The following is a 13,548-nucleotide window of genomic DNA, read 5'->3' on the forward strand; positions in this document are numbered from 1 at the left end:
TCTATCCCCGCCAGGTCACTGGCACAGCACCGCGTCGACCACCTTCGTCGCCGGATCCCCGTCCGGGGTGGGCCTCCCGACCGACGTGACCGCGACCGAGACGGCCCGCCCGTCCTCGGTGACCCCGACCCGCGTGCTGTACCCGGGGATGTCCCCGCCGTGCCCCCACGACACGCCACCGCAGCTCAGCGGGACACTGATCAGCCCCAGCCCGAACCGTTCGCCCGTCGGCCAGGGCCCCGCCACCGTGGTGCGCATCTCGGCCAGCTGGGCCGGCTGGAGCAGCTTCCCGCCGAGCAGCGCGGTGAAGAACTTCGTCAGGTCGCCCGGGGTGGACACCAGCTGCCCGGCGGCCCAGCCCCAGGACGGGTCCAGCTCGGTGATGTCCTCCAGCGGCGCCCCGGGCGTCGCCTCGATGTAACCCCTGGGGTGGGCCTTGCGGATGCCCTGCTCGCCGACGCCCGGGAAGTAGGTGTCGCGCAGGCCGACGCGGTCGATGACCCGCTGGGTGATCTGCTCGGCCAGCGGCCGGCCGGTGACCTTCTCGACCATCAGACCGGAGAGGACCGTGTTGGTGTTGCTGTACTCCACGCCCTTGCCCGGCTCGAAGCTCGCCCTGTGCGCCAGGGCCACGTCGACCAGGGCCCGGGGCTGGTAGTAGGTGTGCCGGCCGGACCTGTCGATCAGCTCGGCCATCATGTATGCGGTGTAGTTGGGCAGCCCGCTGGTGTGCTGGAGCAGGTTGCGCACCGTGATGTCCCGGCCGTCGATGCCCTCGCCCCGGACCAGACCCGGCAGGTACCGCTCGATCGGCGCGTCGAGCTCCACCCGGCCCTCGCCGACGAGCTGCAGCACGACGGTGGCGGTGAACGTCTTGGTGTTGCTGCCGGCCCGGACCTGCCCGTCGACCGGCGCCTTCCTCCCGGTACGCAGGTCCGCGACCCCGGCGGCGTAGTCGCGGGTCCGCCCGTTCCGGTCGACGGTGCTGGCCAGCGCCGCCGGGTACCTGTCCTTGCCCACCAGCCGGTCCAGCCCCTGCCGCACGACATCGCCCTGGCCGTGGGCCTGCGCGGACCCGGGCACCGTGCCGACCACGGCCGCCGCGGCGGCCACCAGCGCCACCAGCGCGAGCCCCCTGCGCGGGCCGGACGAGCGGCGCGCGCGCCACGATCGCTGAGAACGAACAGACATGGGAATCCTCCATGGGGCACCCGTGGGTGCGTCGCCGAACTGTCCCGTCCAGCCTGTGCGACGGGGACGTCGCGCCCAATACAGGCAGTGACCCAACCGGGGTAGTGCAGGGGACCCGTGGCCCGCCGGCCGGCGTCGTTCCCGTGCGCCGGGCGGCTCGTGCCCCGGCGTCAGCCGGGAAGCGCGTCCGAGTCCAGGATCAGGGTCTGCGGGCCGACGTTGACGCTCTCCACCAGCATGTCCGCCCCGAACCTCCCCGTCGCCACCGTCGCGCCCCGGGCCCGCAACGCCGCCGCGAACGCCGCCACCAGCGGTTCGGCGACCGCGCCGGGCGCGGCGGCCGACCAGCTGGGCCGCCGGCCCCGGCGGGTGTCGGCGTACAGCGTGAACTGGCTGACGACGAGGACCGGCGCGCCCAGGTCCGAGGCCGACCGCTCGCCGTCGAGGATCCGCAGCTCCCAGACCTTGCGGGCCAGCCGGTCCGCGTCGGCGGCGGTGTCCGTGTGGGTCACGCCGACCAGCACCAGCAGGCCGTCCGCGACCGCGCCGACGACCTCCCCGTCCACGGTCACGCTGGCCCGTCCGACCGTCTGCACCACGACCCGCATCCCGAGAACCTCCATCAGATGGGTACCGGGATCAGCATGCCGGCCGGGGTGCGGCCGGGGCCGGGCGGGGCGGGGGCGGCGCGCCAGCCCCTGGGCCGGCTGTGCGGTGGGGTGGGGGTGGTCGGGGCGGGGCGCCAGCCGTCAGGCCCGGCCGTGCGTCGGGGTGGGAGCGGGGGTCACCGGCGGGACGCCCGGCGGGCCAGCCACATCCGGTGCGCGAACAGGGCCGCGTACGCCGCCAGGACGCCGGACAGCACCGCCACGTCCCGCCCGTACCCGTCGCGGACCACGAGGTCGGCCAGCACCCCGGCCAGGGCCGCCCCCACGATGAGCGACACGTGGTTGGAGGCCAGGAACACCACCGGGGTCATCCGCGCGGCCACGACCTCCCGCATGTCGCCGCGCCGGAGCCGGAGCACGAGCAGCGCGGACAGCGGGGTCGTGGCGACCATCGCGAGCCACACCAGCCACGGCACCCAGCCGGCCATCGCGAACGCCGTCAGCCCCGCGTACGCCACGACCTGGGCCGCGCAGATCACCGCCACGGACCGGTCGTGCCCGATGATGACCGGGACGGTCCGCTTGCCGACCGAGGCGTCGGACACCCGGTCGCCCAGGTTCATCACCATCATCCGGACCGCCTGCAACAGGGCGGTCGGGGCCAGGATCGCCAGCAGCGTCCACGGCACCGTGCCCGCGATCAGGACCGCCGCGACCGCCGGCCACAGTCCGTTGAGGATGACCGCGACGGTCACCTCGCCCAGGGCCCGGTAGTTGAACCGCAGCGGGGGAGCGGTGTAGAACCAGGCCAGGGCCACGGTGGTCGCGCCGAGCACCCGGGCCGGCCAGGTCGGCATCGCCGCGACCAGGAACACGGCGGCCGTCCACAGCAGGAACGACGCGCCGAGCGAGGTCAGCGGGTCCACCAGGCCGTCGACGAGGGCGCGGCTGCCGCCCGTCCACGGGGTGTAGTAGACGTTGGCCCGGTCGGCCTCCAGGTCGAAGTACTCGTTGCAGTAGTGGGTCATCAGGTGCACCACCCAGGCGAAGACCTGGGCGACCGCGTACCACCGCAGGTCCAGGGGGTGGCCGGTGCCCACCGCGACGGCCGCGCCGAGGCCGACCGGGAGGACGTTGTACAGCAGGAACTTCAGCCGGGCGAGGCGGACGAAGCCGCGCACCCGGTCGGCGCGCGTGACGACACTGTCGGACATGGACGTTCCCCTTCCCCCGTACCTGGCCGAAAGGGTAGCTCCTCCCATCAAGGGCCCGAGCGGGCCGAAGGGTCAGATAGCGGCACAACGGGTGTCGGCTCCACCCCACAAGAGCGTCAGACCAGCCCAGAGGGGTACGCCGCGCGGCGCACACCGTCCACTCAGGACCAACGGGGAGGCGCTGGGGCATCTCCGGGCCCCGCCCGCCCGGACCCGGCAACGCCCCGCCGGACACGGGCCGGCGGCCTATGCTTCCCGGAGAGGTACCCGACCGGTGGGAGGACCCGATGACCGACCTGACGCCCGTCCCCGAGGACTGGACCCGTGCCCTGGGCATCGTGGCCCACCCCGACGACCTGGAGTACGGGGCCGCCGGGGCCGTCGCCCGCTGGACCGCCCAGGGCAAGTGGGTCGGCTACGTCATGGTCAGCCGGGGCGAGGCCGGCATCGCGGGGCTGCCCCCGGCGGAGTGCGCCCCGCTGCGCAGCGAGGAGCAGGTCGCCTCCGCGCGCCTGGTGGGCGTGGACACGGTCGAGTTCCTGGACCACCCGGACGGCGTCATCGAGTACGGGGTGCCGCTGCGCCGGGACATCACCGCCGCGATCCGCCGGCACCGCCCCGAGGTGCTGATCACCCTGAACCACCGCGCGTCCTGGCCGTTCGGGAACCGGAACTCCCCGGACCACCGCAACGTCGGCGAGGCGGTGCTGGACGCGGTCGGCGACGCCGGCAACGAGTGGATCTTCCCGGAGGCGGGGCCGGCGTGGGGCGGGGTGCGGACGGTGCTGGTCGCGGGCTCGCCCGAGGCGCGGCACGCCGTGGACATCTCCGCGACCCTGGACGTGGCGGTCGCCTCGCTGCGCGCCCACGCCGCGTACCTGCGCGGGCTGGCCGACTCCCCGCTGGCCGACGCGGACGGCTTCCTGCGCGGGATGGCGCAGCGCACGGGCGAACGGTTCGGCGGGGTGCCGTCCACCTCGTTCGAGCTCATCGAGTTCTAGGGGACAGCGACCGGCCACGGCCCCGAAGCCCTCCGGAACCCGGGCCGGTCCCCGACTCGTAACCGTCACAAGCAGTTGATCTCGGGTTTCAGCGCCAGCCGGCCAGGTCCGCCGGCAGCGCGCCCCGGGCCGCCTCCCACACCACCGGGAACCACTGCGACAACGCCTCGGGCCCGAGCGCGCCCAGCTCGGCCGGGGTCACGAACCGCACCTCCGACACCTCCGCCGGGTCCGGCGCGCACGCCCCGTCGATCCGCCCGACGAACAGGTGGTTGAACTCGCGCTCGGTCATGCCGGCGGCCAGCTCCAGGTGGTAGACCACGGTCCCGGCGGGGCTCAGGGCGGGATCGAACCCCAGCTCCTCCCGGGTCCGCCGGGCGGCGGCCACCACCGGCTCCTCCCCGATCAGCGGGTGCCCGCAGCAGGCGTTGGACAGCACCCCCGGCGAGTGGTACTTCCCGTCGGCCCGGCGCTGGAGCAGCATCCGGCCGTCGGCGTCGAACAGGAAGACGGAGAACGCGCGGTGCAGGCGCCCCGGGGCGACGTGCGCGGCGAGCTTCTCGGCCTGCCCGGTCGGGGTGCCGGTCTCGTCGACGAGTTCGACCATGATCACGGGGGCTCCTCGCGGCTGAAGTAGGGCCCAAAGGCTATCCTTCCCCACCAGATCGACCCGCCGAAGGACCGCTGAGAAATATCCGACACCCGGGCAACGCATGAGGCGCCCGCGAGGCACCTACACCGGTGGGGGAGGTGAGAGCGCTGGCGGACAGCGACGGACTGGAAGGCTTCACCGCGTACTTCACGGCGCGCCGCGACGTCGTACGCCGCACGGCCTACGTGCTGTGCGGCGACTGGCACCGGGCGGACGACCTGGCCCAGCAGGCGTTCGTCCGGCTCGCGGCGGGCTGGCACACGGTACGCGACCGGCAGGCCCTGGACGCGTTCGTCCGCACGTGCCTGGTGCGCGCGTACATCGCGGACACCGGCCGGGCGTGGCGGCGACGGGAGTTCACGGCCGCCGCGCCGCCCGAGCCGCCGCCGGTGGACGACGGCGGGGACGCGGTGGCCACCCGGATGGCCGTCGTGGAAGCACTACGCAGCGTGCCCAGGCGACAACGCGCCGTCCTGGTCTGCCGGTACTACGAGGGCCTCGACGTCGCCGAGACGGCCGAGGTGCTCCGGGTCTCGCAGGGGACCGTGAAGTCGCAGACCGCCAAGGGCCTGGCCACGTTGCGGGTCGCCCTCGGCGGCGTCCGTGACCTGGTGAACACCCGACCGACCTGGGAGGCGATCTGATGAACGTCGAGAGGCTGCTCAACGAGGTCGGCTCGTCCCCGGCCCCGCCGTCGCGGCTGGTCGCGGCGGAGCTGTACGCGGCCGGCCGGCAGCGGGCGGATCGCCGGCGGTTCGGACTGCGCGCGTTCCTGGCCGGGCTCGCGGCGACGGTGGCGGTCGGCGGGGCCGGGGCGACGGCGTACGCGCTGACCGGCGGGTTCGCCCCCGACGAGCCCGCACCGGTCGCCGTGGTCGCCACCCCCTGGTCCTCGGGCGCCCCGGAGACCTCCGCCGCCCCGAGTGCCCGCGCCACCGCCACCCCGCCGACGAACAGGCCCACCCCGGCCCGGACCACGGCCCCGCCCGCCTGGGACTGCGCGGCGGCGGGGAAGGCGGCCACGGCGGTGCTCGCCCAGCACGCCGGGGGCACCGAGGCCGTGGTGACCTGCGCCAACGGCATCCTGAAGGTGGTGGCGACGACCGGCCGCAGCGGGCCCACGAAGGTCACGATCACGGTCGAGGTGCGCAAGGGCGTGGCGTGCGTGGCCGGGCAGTCGGTGCGGTGCGAGGACACCGCGCTCGGGCCGCTCGGGGTGTGGGGCGCGGCGGCGCCGGAGGTCCGGCTGGGCCGCCCGGACGGCACGGTCATCGCGGTGTCCACTCAGGTGGAGGGCCTGTGGAGCGGGCCGGTCCCGGTGTCCACTCCGGAGCAGCTCCGCGGGGTCGCCCTGGCACTCGCCGGAAAAATCTAGATTCTTCTGGTACTTCCGGGCAACCGTTCCTCCCGTCGCCCCGCACCTATGTGGTGAAGGGTCGAGAAAAGTAACGAAGGGAACGCTGTGAACAACGACAAGGTCGCAGGTCGGGGCTGGCTTTCGCGCGGGGTCCTGATGGGCGCCGTGGCCGTGGCACTGGCCGGTGGGGTCGCCGTGACGGCGAACGCCATGGACATCGTGCCCACCTCGGCGAAGGTCCCCGCCACCCTGCCGAGCACCCCCGAACTGCCGGTCCCCACCACCCTCCCGACCGCGCTCCCGACCGCCCTGCCCACGGCGCTGCCCACGGCCGTACCGACGGCGGTCCCGCCGCTGCCGACCGGCCTGCCGAAGACGTGGAACTGCGGGGCGGCCGCCGAGAAGGCCACCGCCGCGCTGAAGGACCGCTTCCCGGGTGCCCAGGTCACGGCCGCCTGCGACGCGGACAAGCTCACCGTGACCGGGCTGCTGGCCCGGGCCGGCGTGGCCGAGGTCGTCCTGACGGTCGTGGCGACCCCGGGCGCGCCGGACATCAACACCGTGCCGACCGAGGCGGGGGGCGTCGTGCGCCTCGTCCGGGCGGACGGGGTGGCGTTCACGGCGGGCGCGAAGGTCACCGGGGTGCCGGGGGTCGAGGGCCTGCCGACCACCCTGCCCGCCCCGGGGGTGGACCAGCTCACGCCCCTGGTGTCGGCGCTGGCCGCTTCCCTCTAGAGCTGGTACCCCACCCCTGAACGGGGAGCTCTGAGCTCCCTCCGACCTGGGACGGGTCCGTCGCCTCCCACGTGACACCTGGACCCGACCCATGCGCCACGGCCCGCCGCCTCCTCAGCTGGCGGGCCGTGGTGCGTCCGGGGATCGTCGGGTCCCTTGGCTCTGTAGGGTGACGGGAGCACTTCTTCCGTCCGGTGTGGGGAGTCACGCAGTGCCCATGGAGATCGCGTTGTGGCGGGTGGACGGCGACCCGGTCCGGCTGACCCCAGCGGGACACCCCCGCGAGAAGGGGCTGGAGGACCTGATCGAGGCGGATCCCACCATCCTGGGGATTCCATTGCTGATGATCGGACGCCAGGTGCAGACCACAGGGGGTCCGCTGGATCTGCTCGCCGTCGACGGCGAGGGTGCTCTGCACCTGCTGGAGTTGAAGCGTGACAAGACTCCCCGCGAGGTTGTGGCGCAGGTGCTGGACTACGGCTCCTGGGTGCGGGAGCTCGGTCACCAGGATGTTCTCGATCTCTTCAAGGCCTACTGCCCGGACGTGCCGTTCGAGCAGGCGTTCGAGGACCGGCTCGGCGTGGCGCCCCCCGAGGAGCTCAACGCCTCACACCGCTTGACGATCGTCGCCAGCGACACGGATGCGGCGACGGAGCGGATCCTGGGCTACCTGGCCGGGTTCGACATTCCGATCAACGTGGCCCTGTTCCGGTATTTCACGGATGACGGCCGGTCCTACCTGGCCCGGACGTGGCTGCTGCCGGAGTCGGCGCCCACGGACACCGGTTCACGCCGTAAAGGCACGAAAGAGCCATGGAACGGACATGATTGGTACGTGTCGTTCGGCGACGACTCTGGCTCGCGCTCCTGGGAGGACGCCCGTCGGTACGGTTTCGTCTCCGCCGGCGGTGGGACCTGGTTCTCCCGGACGCTGCGGTTGCTGCCGGTCGGCGCGCGGATCTTCGTCTACATCCCGAAGGTGGGCTATATCGCGGTGGCCACGGTCACGGGGGAGCCGCAGGCGTTCGACGACGCCGTCGTCACGGTCGACGGAGTCGAGCGCAAGCTCGCGGATCTCGAACTCCACGGGCGCTACCACCACGGCGATGGTCCGGACCAGCAGGAGTTCGTGGTGACGGTCGATTGGATCGCGGTCCGGGACAAAGCCGGGGCGCTGCGGGCGAAGGGCATGTTCGCCAACCAGAACTCCGCCTGCAAGCTGCGTAACCGCTTCACGCTGGACAAGCTGATCGAGTACTTCGGGCTCGAGGGCTAGCCGGCGAGACGTCTCCACGTACCCGGCTGTTCTGTGGTGAACCCACGCACCGCGGCCCGTCCCCTCAGCCGTACCGCGGTGCGTGGGAGCTCAACGGGGCGCCCTCGCAGGATCGAAGCGCTCGCCCGCATGCTGCCGGACGGCCGCGGCGACCTCCGCCTCGGGTGCCGCCAGGAGTGCCAGGTCACAGAACCGCACGCCGGCCAGCGTGGGCTGCCACACCGGCAGGTAGGTGTGCGGGGTCGGCACGGGCACCCCCGGCACCAGCCACACCACCAGCCAGCCCCTGCCGGTGACCGGCCGGCCCTTGAACCCCGGGGGCAGCTGCCGGTCGATGATCCGGACCTGCTCGATCTGACCCCACAGCAGCCGGGTCTCGTGCTGGGCCGCCGCCATGGTCAGCCCGCCCTCGTCGACGGTCAGCCGGGGCGGCCGGGCGATCGTGGAGGCCATGCTCGCCAGCGAGACGCCGCAGATGCCCGCGACGAGCAGCAGCACGCACAGCGCGGGCACCGATTCGAGCCAGGCGGCCAGCGCGACGCCGCCGAGCGCGCCGAGCCCGACGCCGCCGACCACCCACCCGGTGGCCCGCCACCGCCGGATGTCCGCGTCGAAACCGATCCCCGTCACGCGCTCCACGGTAACCCGGTATGTCCAGTGCGCCGCCGGCCGCGGAATCGAGTCCGGGACCACTGGGACCGCGCTCGCCCGGGACTTCCGCCACCATGCCGAGGGGCCGTTGCCGGCCCGCCGGCCGCCCGGGTCGCGGCAGCCGCGGCCCGGCTCGGTTCGGGCTCCGACGTGCTCGGATCCGACGACGACCGCGGCCGCGGGGCCGCCGGCCGACCCCGCGCGTGGACGGGGCGGACGGGGCGGCCGCCGGCCTCTCGACGCGTTGCCGGCCCGGGAGCCGCCGGCGGGGTTCGCCGGCTGGCCTGTCCGTTTTCCGACCACCTGGGCATCGGATTCCACCCACAAGGTGGAGGTCGGCACGGTCGGGGACTGCGCGGCGGGCCGGCTCGGGGGCGCCGCCAGGACCTGGTCCGTGGACCGGGCGGCGCGGCCGGGCACGCTCTTCCTGGCGGAGCACCCGGCGCTGGTGCGGCGCGACGGCCGGGTCGTCAGCCGAGGCCGTGGTGCCGCACGTTCAGGACCAGGGCGGCCACCATGACGGCGAAGAACACGGCCGGCCCGACGAGCTGGCGGGACCCGACCCGCAGGTGGGCGGTGAGCGCGCCGACGAAGTACAGCACGAGGCCGGCGGCGGCGAGGGTGCCCAGCAGGGGCACGGCGAACCCGGCCAGCAGCCCCACGGTGCCCGCGGCCAGGAGCAGGCCCAGCACCGGCACGAAGGACCGGGGGATGCCCTTCATGTCGGCCTGGGTCTTCGGGTACTCGTGGCCGATCAGGTAGGTGACGGCCGCCCCGCCGGTGAGGAACGCGGCGACGATGGTGACCGTGACGTAGGCGGTGTTCATGGGCTTCCCTTTTCCGTGGAGGTGTTCCCCATGGACGAGGTGGCCCCCCGGATCGTGACGCGCGGTGACAGGCGTCACAACCAAGATCAGATCGCGACGGGTACGCCGGGCGGCGCGGCCGGGAAGCAGCCCCGCGCCCCCGCGCGTCCCGGGCCGGGTGGAGTCCCCTCCGGGGTCAGGCGGACGCGGCCTTCGCCTCGTCCTCCTCGACCTGCCGGTTCCACTCCGACTTCGACGACTGCCAGCCGTCCTCGTCGGCGCCGCGCCGCCAGTACCCCGAGATGGACTGGCCCGCCCGGGGCACGCCCCGCTCGATGAACAGCTCGCGGCGCAGGTCCTTCACGAACGTCGCCTCGCCGTGCACGAACGCGTGCACCGTGCCGGCCGGGAACTCCAGGCCCTTGACGGCCTCCAGCAGCGCCTCGCCGATCGGCCGGTCGCCCCGGTGCACCCAGCGGATCTCCGCCGCGCCGTACGTGTCGAGCTTCTGCTCCTCCTCGGCGTCGGCGACCTCCACGAACACGTGGGCCGTCGCGCCGACGGGCAGCCGCTGGACGCCGGCCGCGATGGCGGGCAGGGCGCTCTCGTCGCCGACGAGCAGGTGCCAGTCGGCCGCCGGGTCGGGGGTGTAGCCGCCGCCGGGGCCGGAGAAGTACAGCACGTCCCCGGGCTGGGCGCGGGCCGCCCACGGGCCGGCGAGGCCCTCGTCGCCGTGGTGCACGAAGTCGATCGCCAGTTCCTGGGCGGTCGGGTTCCAGCTGCGCACCGTGTACGTCCGGGTCCGGGGCCACTCCTCGCGCGGCAGGGACGCGCGCAGCGCCTCCAGGTCGAACGGCTCGGGCAGCGCGCCGCCGTCCGCCGCGAAGAGGATCTTCACGTAGTGGTCGGTGTACGCGCCGGCGGGGAAGTCCGCGAGGCCCTCCCCGCCGAGGGTCACCCGGATCATGTGCGGGGTGATCCGCTCGGTGCGCAGCACGATCGCGCGCCTGGGCTGTGGTCTCTTACGCTCTGCCATGCCTGTACGCCCCCTGGGTTCCTCAAAGTCTTAGGCTAACCTAAGTCACAGTTCCGCGATCGTCACCGGCCGCCAGGTCACGGTTGGGACACCGCCGCCACGATCGACGCCCGGGCGGCGCGCCGGGCCGGCAGCACCGCCGCGATCATCGCCGCCCCCGTGGCGACCACCGTGAACAGCGCCAACTGGTCTAACGGCACGGTCGGCAATCCGTGACCGTAGGCGTTGATCAAGCCTAGCCCCGCCGCCCAGCCGACGGCCCCGCCGAACACCGCGCCGGACACCGCGCCCACCGCGCCCATCAGGGCCGCCTCGGCCAGCAACATCGCGCGCAGCTGCCGGCGGGACAGGCCCAGCGCGCGCAGGGTCGCCGACTCGGCCGTGCGCTCCAGCACCGACAGCGCCAGGGTGTTGCCGATCCCGAACACGGCGATCAGCACCGACATGCCCAGCAGCGCCGCGAAGATCCCCAGCAGCTGGTCGAGGGACCCGGCGAGCGCGTCCGCCTGGTCGGCCTCCCCGGTGACCTGCAACAACGGGTACGCCCGCACCACTTCGTCGACAACCTGACGAGCCTCCAGCGGGGTACTCCCGGCAGCGGTCGTCACCAGCACCAGATGCGGATCCCCGGCCCCGTAGGACGCCGCGAACTGGTCCCAGGACACCAGGACCCCGCCGGCCACGGGCGCGTCGTCGTACAGGGCGACGACGGTCAGCGGGCCCAGCGTGCCGAGGGTCACCTGGTCGCCGAGCCGCCGGCCCTGGTCGCGGCCCAGGGCCACGGTGCCCGGCCCGAGCGCGGTCAGGTCCCCGTCGGTCACCTCGGGGCGGATCGAGCCGACCAGCCCGTCCGGGGCCACCGCCCAGACCGCCCGGCCCCCGCTGAGCGGCGCGGTCCGCACCGGCGCCACGACCTCGAACTCCGGATGCGTCCGCAGCGCGCCCACCACCTCGGCGGGCACCACCGCCCGGACCCTGCTGCGCTCCGAGGCCACCCCGACCGGGGCGGCCGGCGCCACCCGGAAGTCGACCCGGAAGTTCTCCCGCAGCTCCGCCCCGGACTGCACCCGCGCCGTGGCCAGCAGCACGCTGAACAGCGACATCAGCGTCACGCCGATCATCAGCGCCGTGGTCGTCGCGGCCGTGCGCCGCGGGTTGCGCCGGGCGTTGACGGCCGCCAGCCGCACCGGCGCCCCGAACAGCCGGCCCGGCAGCCACCCGACCGCCGCTACCAGCCGGCCCACCAGCAACGGAGCCGCCGCCGCGAACCCGAGGAAGACCACCATCGCCCCGCCGAGTACCAGCGGCAGCCCGTCGAACCCGCCGGCGATGCCCAGCGCCCCGGACCCGAACCCGACCGCCCCGAGCGTGCCGGCGGCCACCAGCCGGACCGTACGGGGCCGGCCCCGCGCCTCCAGGGCCGCCACCTTCCGCATCGCCGTCAACGGCGGCACCCGGCTCGCCCCGAACGCGGGCACCAGCGCCCCGGCCAGCGCCAGCAGCGTGCCGAACCCGACGGCCACCGCCACGGTCGGCGCGCCCACCACCAGCGGATGGCTCGGGATCTGCGCGCCGACGAACTCCCGCGACACCAGCAGCCCCCAGCCGACCAGCAGGCTCAGGGCCAGCCCGCCCAGGGAGGCCAGCACGCCGAGTACGGAGGCCTCGGCCAGCACCATGCCGAACACCTGGAGCCGGGACGCGCCCACGCACCGCAGCAGGGCCAGCTCCCGGCCGCGCTGGGCGGCGAGCATCGCGAACGTGTTGTAGATGACGAACCCCGACACGGTCAGCGCCACCAGCCCGAACGCGACCAGCACCCGCAGGAACCCGTCCACGTACTTGCCCGCCCGCCACGCCAGCTCCGCGCGCACCTGCGACGCCGGCAGCGCCCGGGCCCCCGACGCGGCGGCCACCGCGGCCCGCACCTCCGCCGGATCCGCACCGGGCGCGGCGGCCACCGCGATCTCCGTGTACCGCGTCGTGCCCGTCAACGCCGTCAGGTCACCCGGGGTCAGCGCCGCCACGGCCGACCCGTTGAACTGCCGGTTCACCCCGAGGTCGAGGACCCCGACGAGGGTGAGGTCGTGCCGGGCGCCCTGCCGGTCCAGTACCCCCAGAAGGGTGTCGACCTGGAACTTCTGCTCCTCGACCGTCTGCCGGTCCAGCGCGATCTCCCCGGGCGCGGACGGCAGCCGGCCCCGGGCCAGGTCGAACCGGCGCAACGACGGATCGCCGGGCAGTGAGAGACCGTAGCCGACGTGCCCGTCGCGGGTCAGCAGCCGGCCGTCCCGGTCGAGCACCCCGAGCGCGCCCACCACCCGGGGGTCCACCGCCCCGACCCCCGGCACGGCCCGCACCCGCTCGGCCACCGACGGGTCCAGCAGCCCCGAGAACGGCCGGACCATCACGTCGACATTGCGCGCCGACCGGGCCAGGTCGTCGTAGAACGCGGCCCGGGCGGTGTCGCCGTAGACCAGGGAACCGGCCAGGAAGCTGACCCCGACCATGATCGCGCAGGCGGTCAGGAGCAGCCGCGCGGTGTGCGCGCGCAGGCCGGCGAGTGCGACACGCAGCATCGCACCAGTGTGCCCGGCGTTCGGCGATTCGACACTACGGTGGGCGGATGGACGACACCCTCCGGCGCGGCGTCGCCCGCTCCGTCGCCTGGCTCGACGAGCACAACGGCACCGACCAGGCCGAACTCACCCTGCGGATCCTCAAGGTCACCGAGGAGGCCGGCGAGGCGGCCGGCGCGTGGATCGGGACCATCGGCCAGAACCCCCGCAAAGGGGTCACGCACACCCGGCGGGACGTGGCCGACGAACTCGCCGACGTGGCCCTGACGGCGCTCGTTGCGATCGGCAGCCTCGGGTTCGACCCGGGGGAGGTGCTGGGGGAGTGCGTGGCGAAGGTGGGGGCACGGCTCGACGCGGAAGCGGGCGCGCGGCCCGGAGCGGTCCCGGGCGGGGGCTGAACCGATCGCGGCTCGCGTGGGCGCCCGGTGGCGGGAGCGGGGCC

At 74.3% G+C, this 13,548-nt stretch carries 14 protein-coding genes; 6 read left to right on the top strand and 8 right to left on the bottom strand.

What is annotated here, in order from left to right; translation table 11 throughout:
* Window positions 1–15: 15 nt before the first annotated feature.
* The 3 genes from PT931_RS27785 to PT931_RS27795 all read right to left on the bottom strand — a co-directional run bounded on the left by PT931_RS27785 (window position 16) and on the right by PT931_RS27795 (window position 3,013).
* A complete protein-coding gene (locus PT931_RS27785; protein WP_456248660.1) occupies window positions 16–1,191 on the bottom strand; it encodes a serine hydrolase domain-containing protein in 1,176 nt (391 codons plus the stop codon).
* Between the two features lie 170 nt (window positions 1,192–1,361).
* Entirely contained in the window at window positions 1,362–1,799 is a 438-nt protein-coding gene (gene dtd / locus PT931_RS27790) for a D-aminoacyl-tRNA deacylase (RefSeq protein WP_456248990.1), read from the bottom strand.
* Window positions 1,800–1,975: 176 nt separating this feature from the next.
* Window positions 1,976–3,013 carry a prenyltransferase gene (locus PT931_RS27795; protein WP_456248661.1) on the bottom strand — a complete coding sequence of 346 codons (1,038 nt, stop codon included), beginning with the start codon at window positions 3,011–3,013 and terminating at the stop codon, window positions 1,976–1,978.
* A 287-nt stretch (window positions 3,014–3,300) separates the two neighbouring features.
* Here PT931_RS27795 and PT931_RS27800 point away from each other — a divergent pair, with 287 nt between their 5' ends.
* Window positions 3,301–4,014: a PIG-L deacetylase family protein gene (locus PT931_RS27800; RefSeq protein WP_456248662.1), complete on the top strand. Its 714-nt coding sequence runs from the start codon at window positions 3,301–3,303 to the stop codon at window positions 4,012–4,014.
* A gap of 88 nt (window positions 4,015–4,102) precedes the next feature.
* On the opposite strand, the gene idi is transcribed toward PT931_RS27800, so the two are convergent.
* The gene (gene idi, locus PT931_RS27805) at window positions 4,103–4,621 is read right to left on the bottom strand and encodes an isopentenyl-diphosphate Delta-isomerase (RefSeq protein ID WP_456248991.1); all 519 of its coding nucleotides are present in this window, start codon (window positions 4,619–4,621) and stop codon (window positions 4,103–4,105) included.
* Window positions 4,622–4,764: 143 nt separating this feature from the next.
* On the opposite strand from idi, the gene PT931_RS27810 reads away from it, so the two are divergent.
* From PT931_RS27810 to PT931_RS27825, 4 genes are all read left to right on the top strand, one after another.
* Entirely contained in the window at window positions 4,765–5,310 is a 546-nt protein-coding gene (locus PT931_RS27810; protein ID WP_456248663.1) for a SigE family RNA polymerase sigma factor, read from the top strand.
* Complete coding sequence (locus tag PT931_RS27815; RefSeq protein WP_456248664.1) at window positions 5,310–6,041, top strand: hypothetical protein; 732 nt, start codon at window positions 5,310–5,312, stop codon at window positions 6,039–6,041. Before PT931_RS27810 ends, PT931_RS27815 begins: the two co-directional genes overlap by 1 nt.
* An 87-nt stretch (window positions 6,042–6,128) precedes the next feature.
* Complete coding sequence (locus PT931_RS27820; protein ID WP_456248665.1) at window positions 6,129–6,758, top strand: hypothetical protein; 630 nt, start codon at window positions 6,129–6,131, stop codon at window positions 6,756–6,758.
* A 217-nt stretch (window positions 6,759–6,975) separates the two neighbouring features.
* Window positions 6,976–8,034: an endonuclease NucS domain-containing protein gene (locus PT931_RS27825; protein WP_456248666.1), complete on the top strand. Its 1,059-nt coding sequence runs from the start codon at window positions 6,976–6,978 to the stop codon at window positions 8,032–8,034.
* 90 nt (window positions 8,035–8,124) lie between these two features.
* On the opposite strand, the gene PT931_RS27830 is transcribed toward PT931_RS27825, so the two are convergent.
* The 4 genes from PT931_RS27830 to PT931_RS27845 form a co-directional block, all read right to left on the bottom strand.
* Entirely contained in the window at window positions 8,125–8,664 is a 540-nt protein-coding gene (locus PT931_RS27830) for a hypothetical protein (protein ID WP_456248667.1), read from the bottom strand.
* 491 nt (window positions 8,665–9,155) lie between these two features.
* Complete coding sequence (locus PT931_RS27835; protein ID WP_363723797.1) at window positions 9,156–9,512, bottom strand: DoxX family protein; 357 nt, start codon at window positions 9,510–9,512, stop codon at window positions 9,156–9,158.
* Between the two features lie 175 nt (window positions 9,513–9,687).
* The gene (locus PT931_RS27840) at window positions 9,688–10,527 is read right to left on the bottom strand and encodes a siderophore-interacting protein (RefSeq protein ID WP_456248668.1); all 840 of its coding nucleotides are present in this window, start codon (window positions 10,525–10,527) and stop codon (window positions 9,688–9,690) included.
* Between the two features lie 77 nt (window positions 10,528–10,604).
* Window positions 10,605–13,106 (bottom strand): ABC transporter permease, encoded by a 2,502-nt coding sequence (locus tag PT931_RS27845; RefSeq protein WP_456248669.1) that lies wholly within the window; start codon window positions 13,104–13,106, stop codon window positions 10,605–10,607.
* Window positions 13,107–13,153: 47 nt separating this feature from the next.
* Here PT931_RS27845 and PT931_RS27850 point away from each other — a divergent pair, with 47 nt between their 5' ends.
* Window positions 13,154–13,504: a MazG-like family protein gene (locus PT931_RS27850; RefSeq protein ID WP_456248670.1), complete on the top strand. Its 351-nt coding sequence runs from the start codon at window positions 13,154–13,156 to the stop codon at window positions 13,502–13,504.
* Window positions 13,505–13,548 lie beyond the last annotated feature (44 nt).

The sequence above is a fragment of the Longispora urticae genome (assembly GCF_053902585.1).

What these genes read in the sequence shown, in the direction of transcription:
- PT931_RS27785 (WP_456248660.1), bottom strand. Translation starts at nt 1,191, where the DNA reads ATGTCTGTTCGTTCTCAGCGATCGTGGCGCGCGCGCCGCTCGTCCGGC.
- dtd (WP_456248990.1), bottom strand. Translation starts at nt 1,799, where the DNA reads ATGCGGGTCGTGGTGCAGACGGTCGGACGGGCCAGCGTGACCGTGGAC.
- PT931_RS27795 (WP_456248661.1), bottom strand. Translation starts at nt 3,013, where the DNA reads ATGTCCGACAGTGTCGTCACGCGCGCCGACCGGGTGCGCGGCTTCGTC.
- PT931_RS27800 (WP_456248662.1), top strand. Translation starts at nt 3,301, where the DNA reads ATGACCGACCTGACGCCCGTCCCCGAGGACTGGACCCGTGCCCTGGGC.
- idi (WP_456248991.1), bottom strand. Translation starts at nt 4,621, where the DNA reads ATGGTCGAACTCGTCGACGAGACCGGCACCCCGACCGGGCAGGCCGAG.
- PT931_RS27815 (WP_456248664.1), top strand. Translation starts at nt 5,310, where the DNA reads ATGAACGTCGAGAGGCTGCTCAACGAGGTCGGCTCGTCCCCGGCCCCG.
- PT931_RS27825 (WP_456248666.1), top strand. Translation starts at nt 6,976, where the DNA reads ATGGAGATCGCGTTGTGGCGGGTGGACGGCGACCCGGTCCGGCTGACC.
- PT931_RS27835 (WP_363723797.1), bottom strand. Translation starts at nt 9,512, where the DNA reads ATGAACACCGCCTACGTCACGGTCACCATCGTCGCCGCGTTCCTCACC.
- PT931_RS27840 (WP_456248668.1), bottom strand. Translation starts at nt 10,527, where the DNA reads ATGGCAGAGCGTAAGAGACCACAGCCCAGGCGCGCGATCGTGCTGCGC.
- PT931_RS27845 (WP_456248669.1), bottom strand. Translation starts at nt 13,106, where the DNA reads ATGCTGCGTGTCGCACTCGCCGGCCTGCGCGCGCACACCGCGCGGCTG.
- PT931_RS27850 (WP_456248670.1), top strand. Translation starts at nt 13,154, where the DNA reads ATGGACGACACCCTCCGGCGCGGCGTCGCCCGCTCCGTCGCCTGGCTC.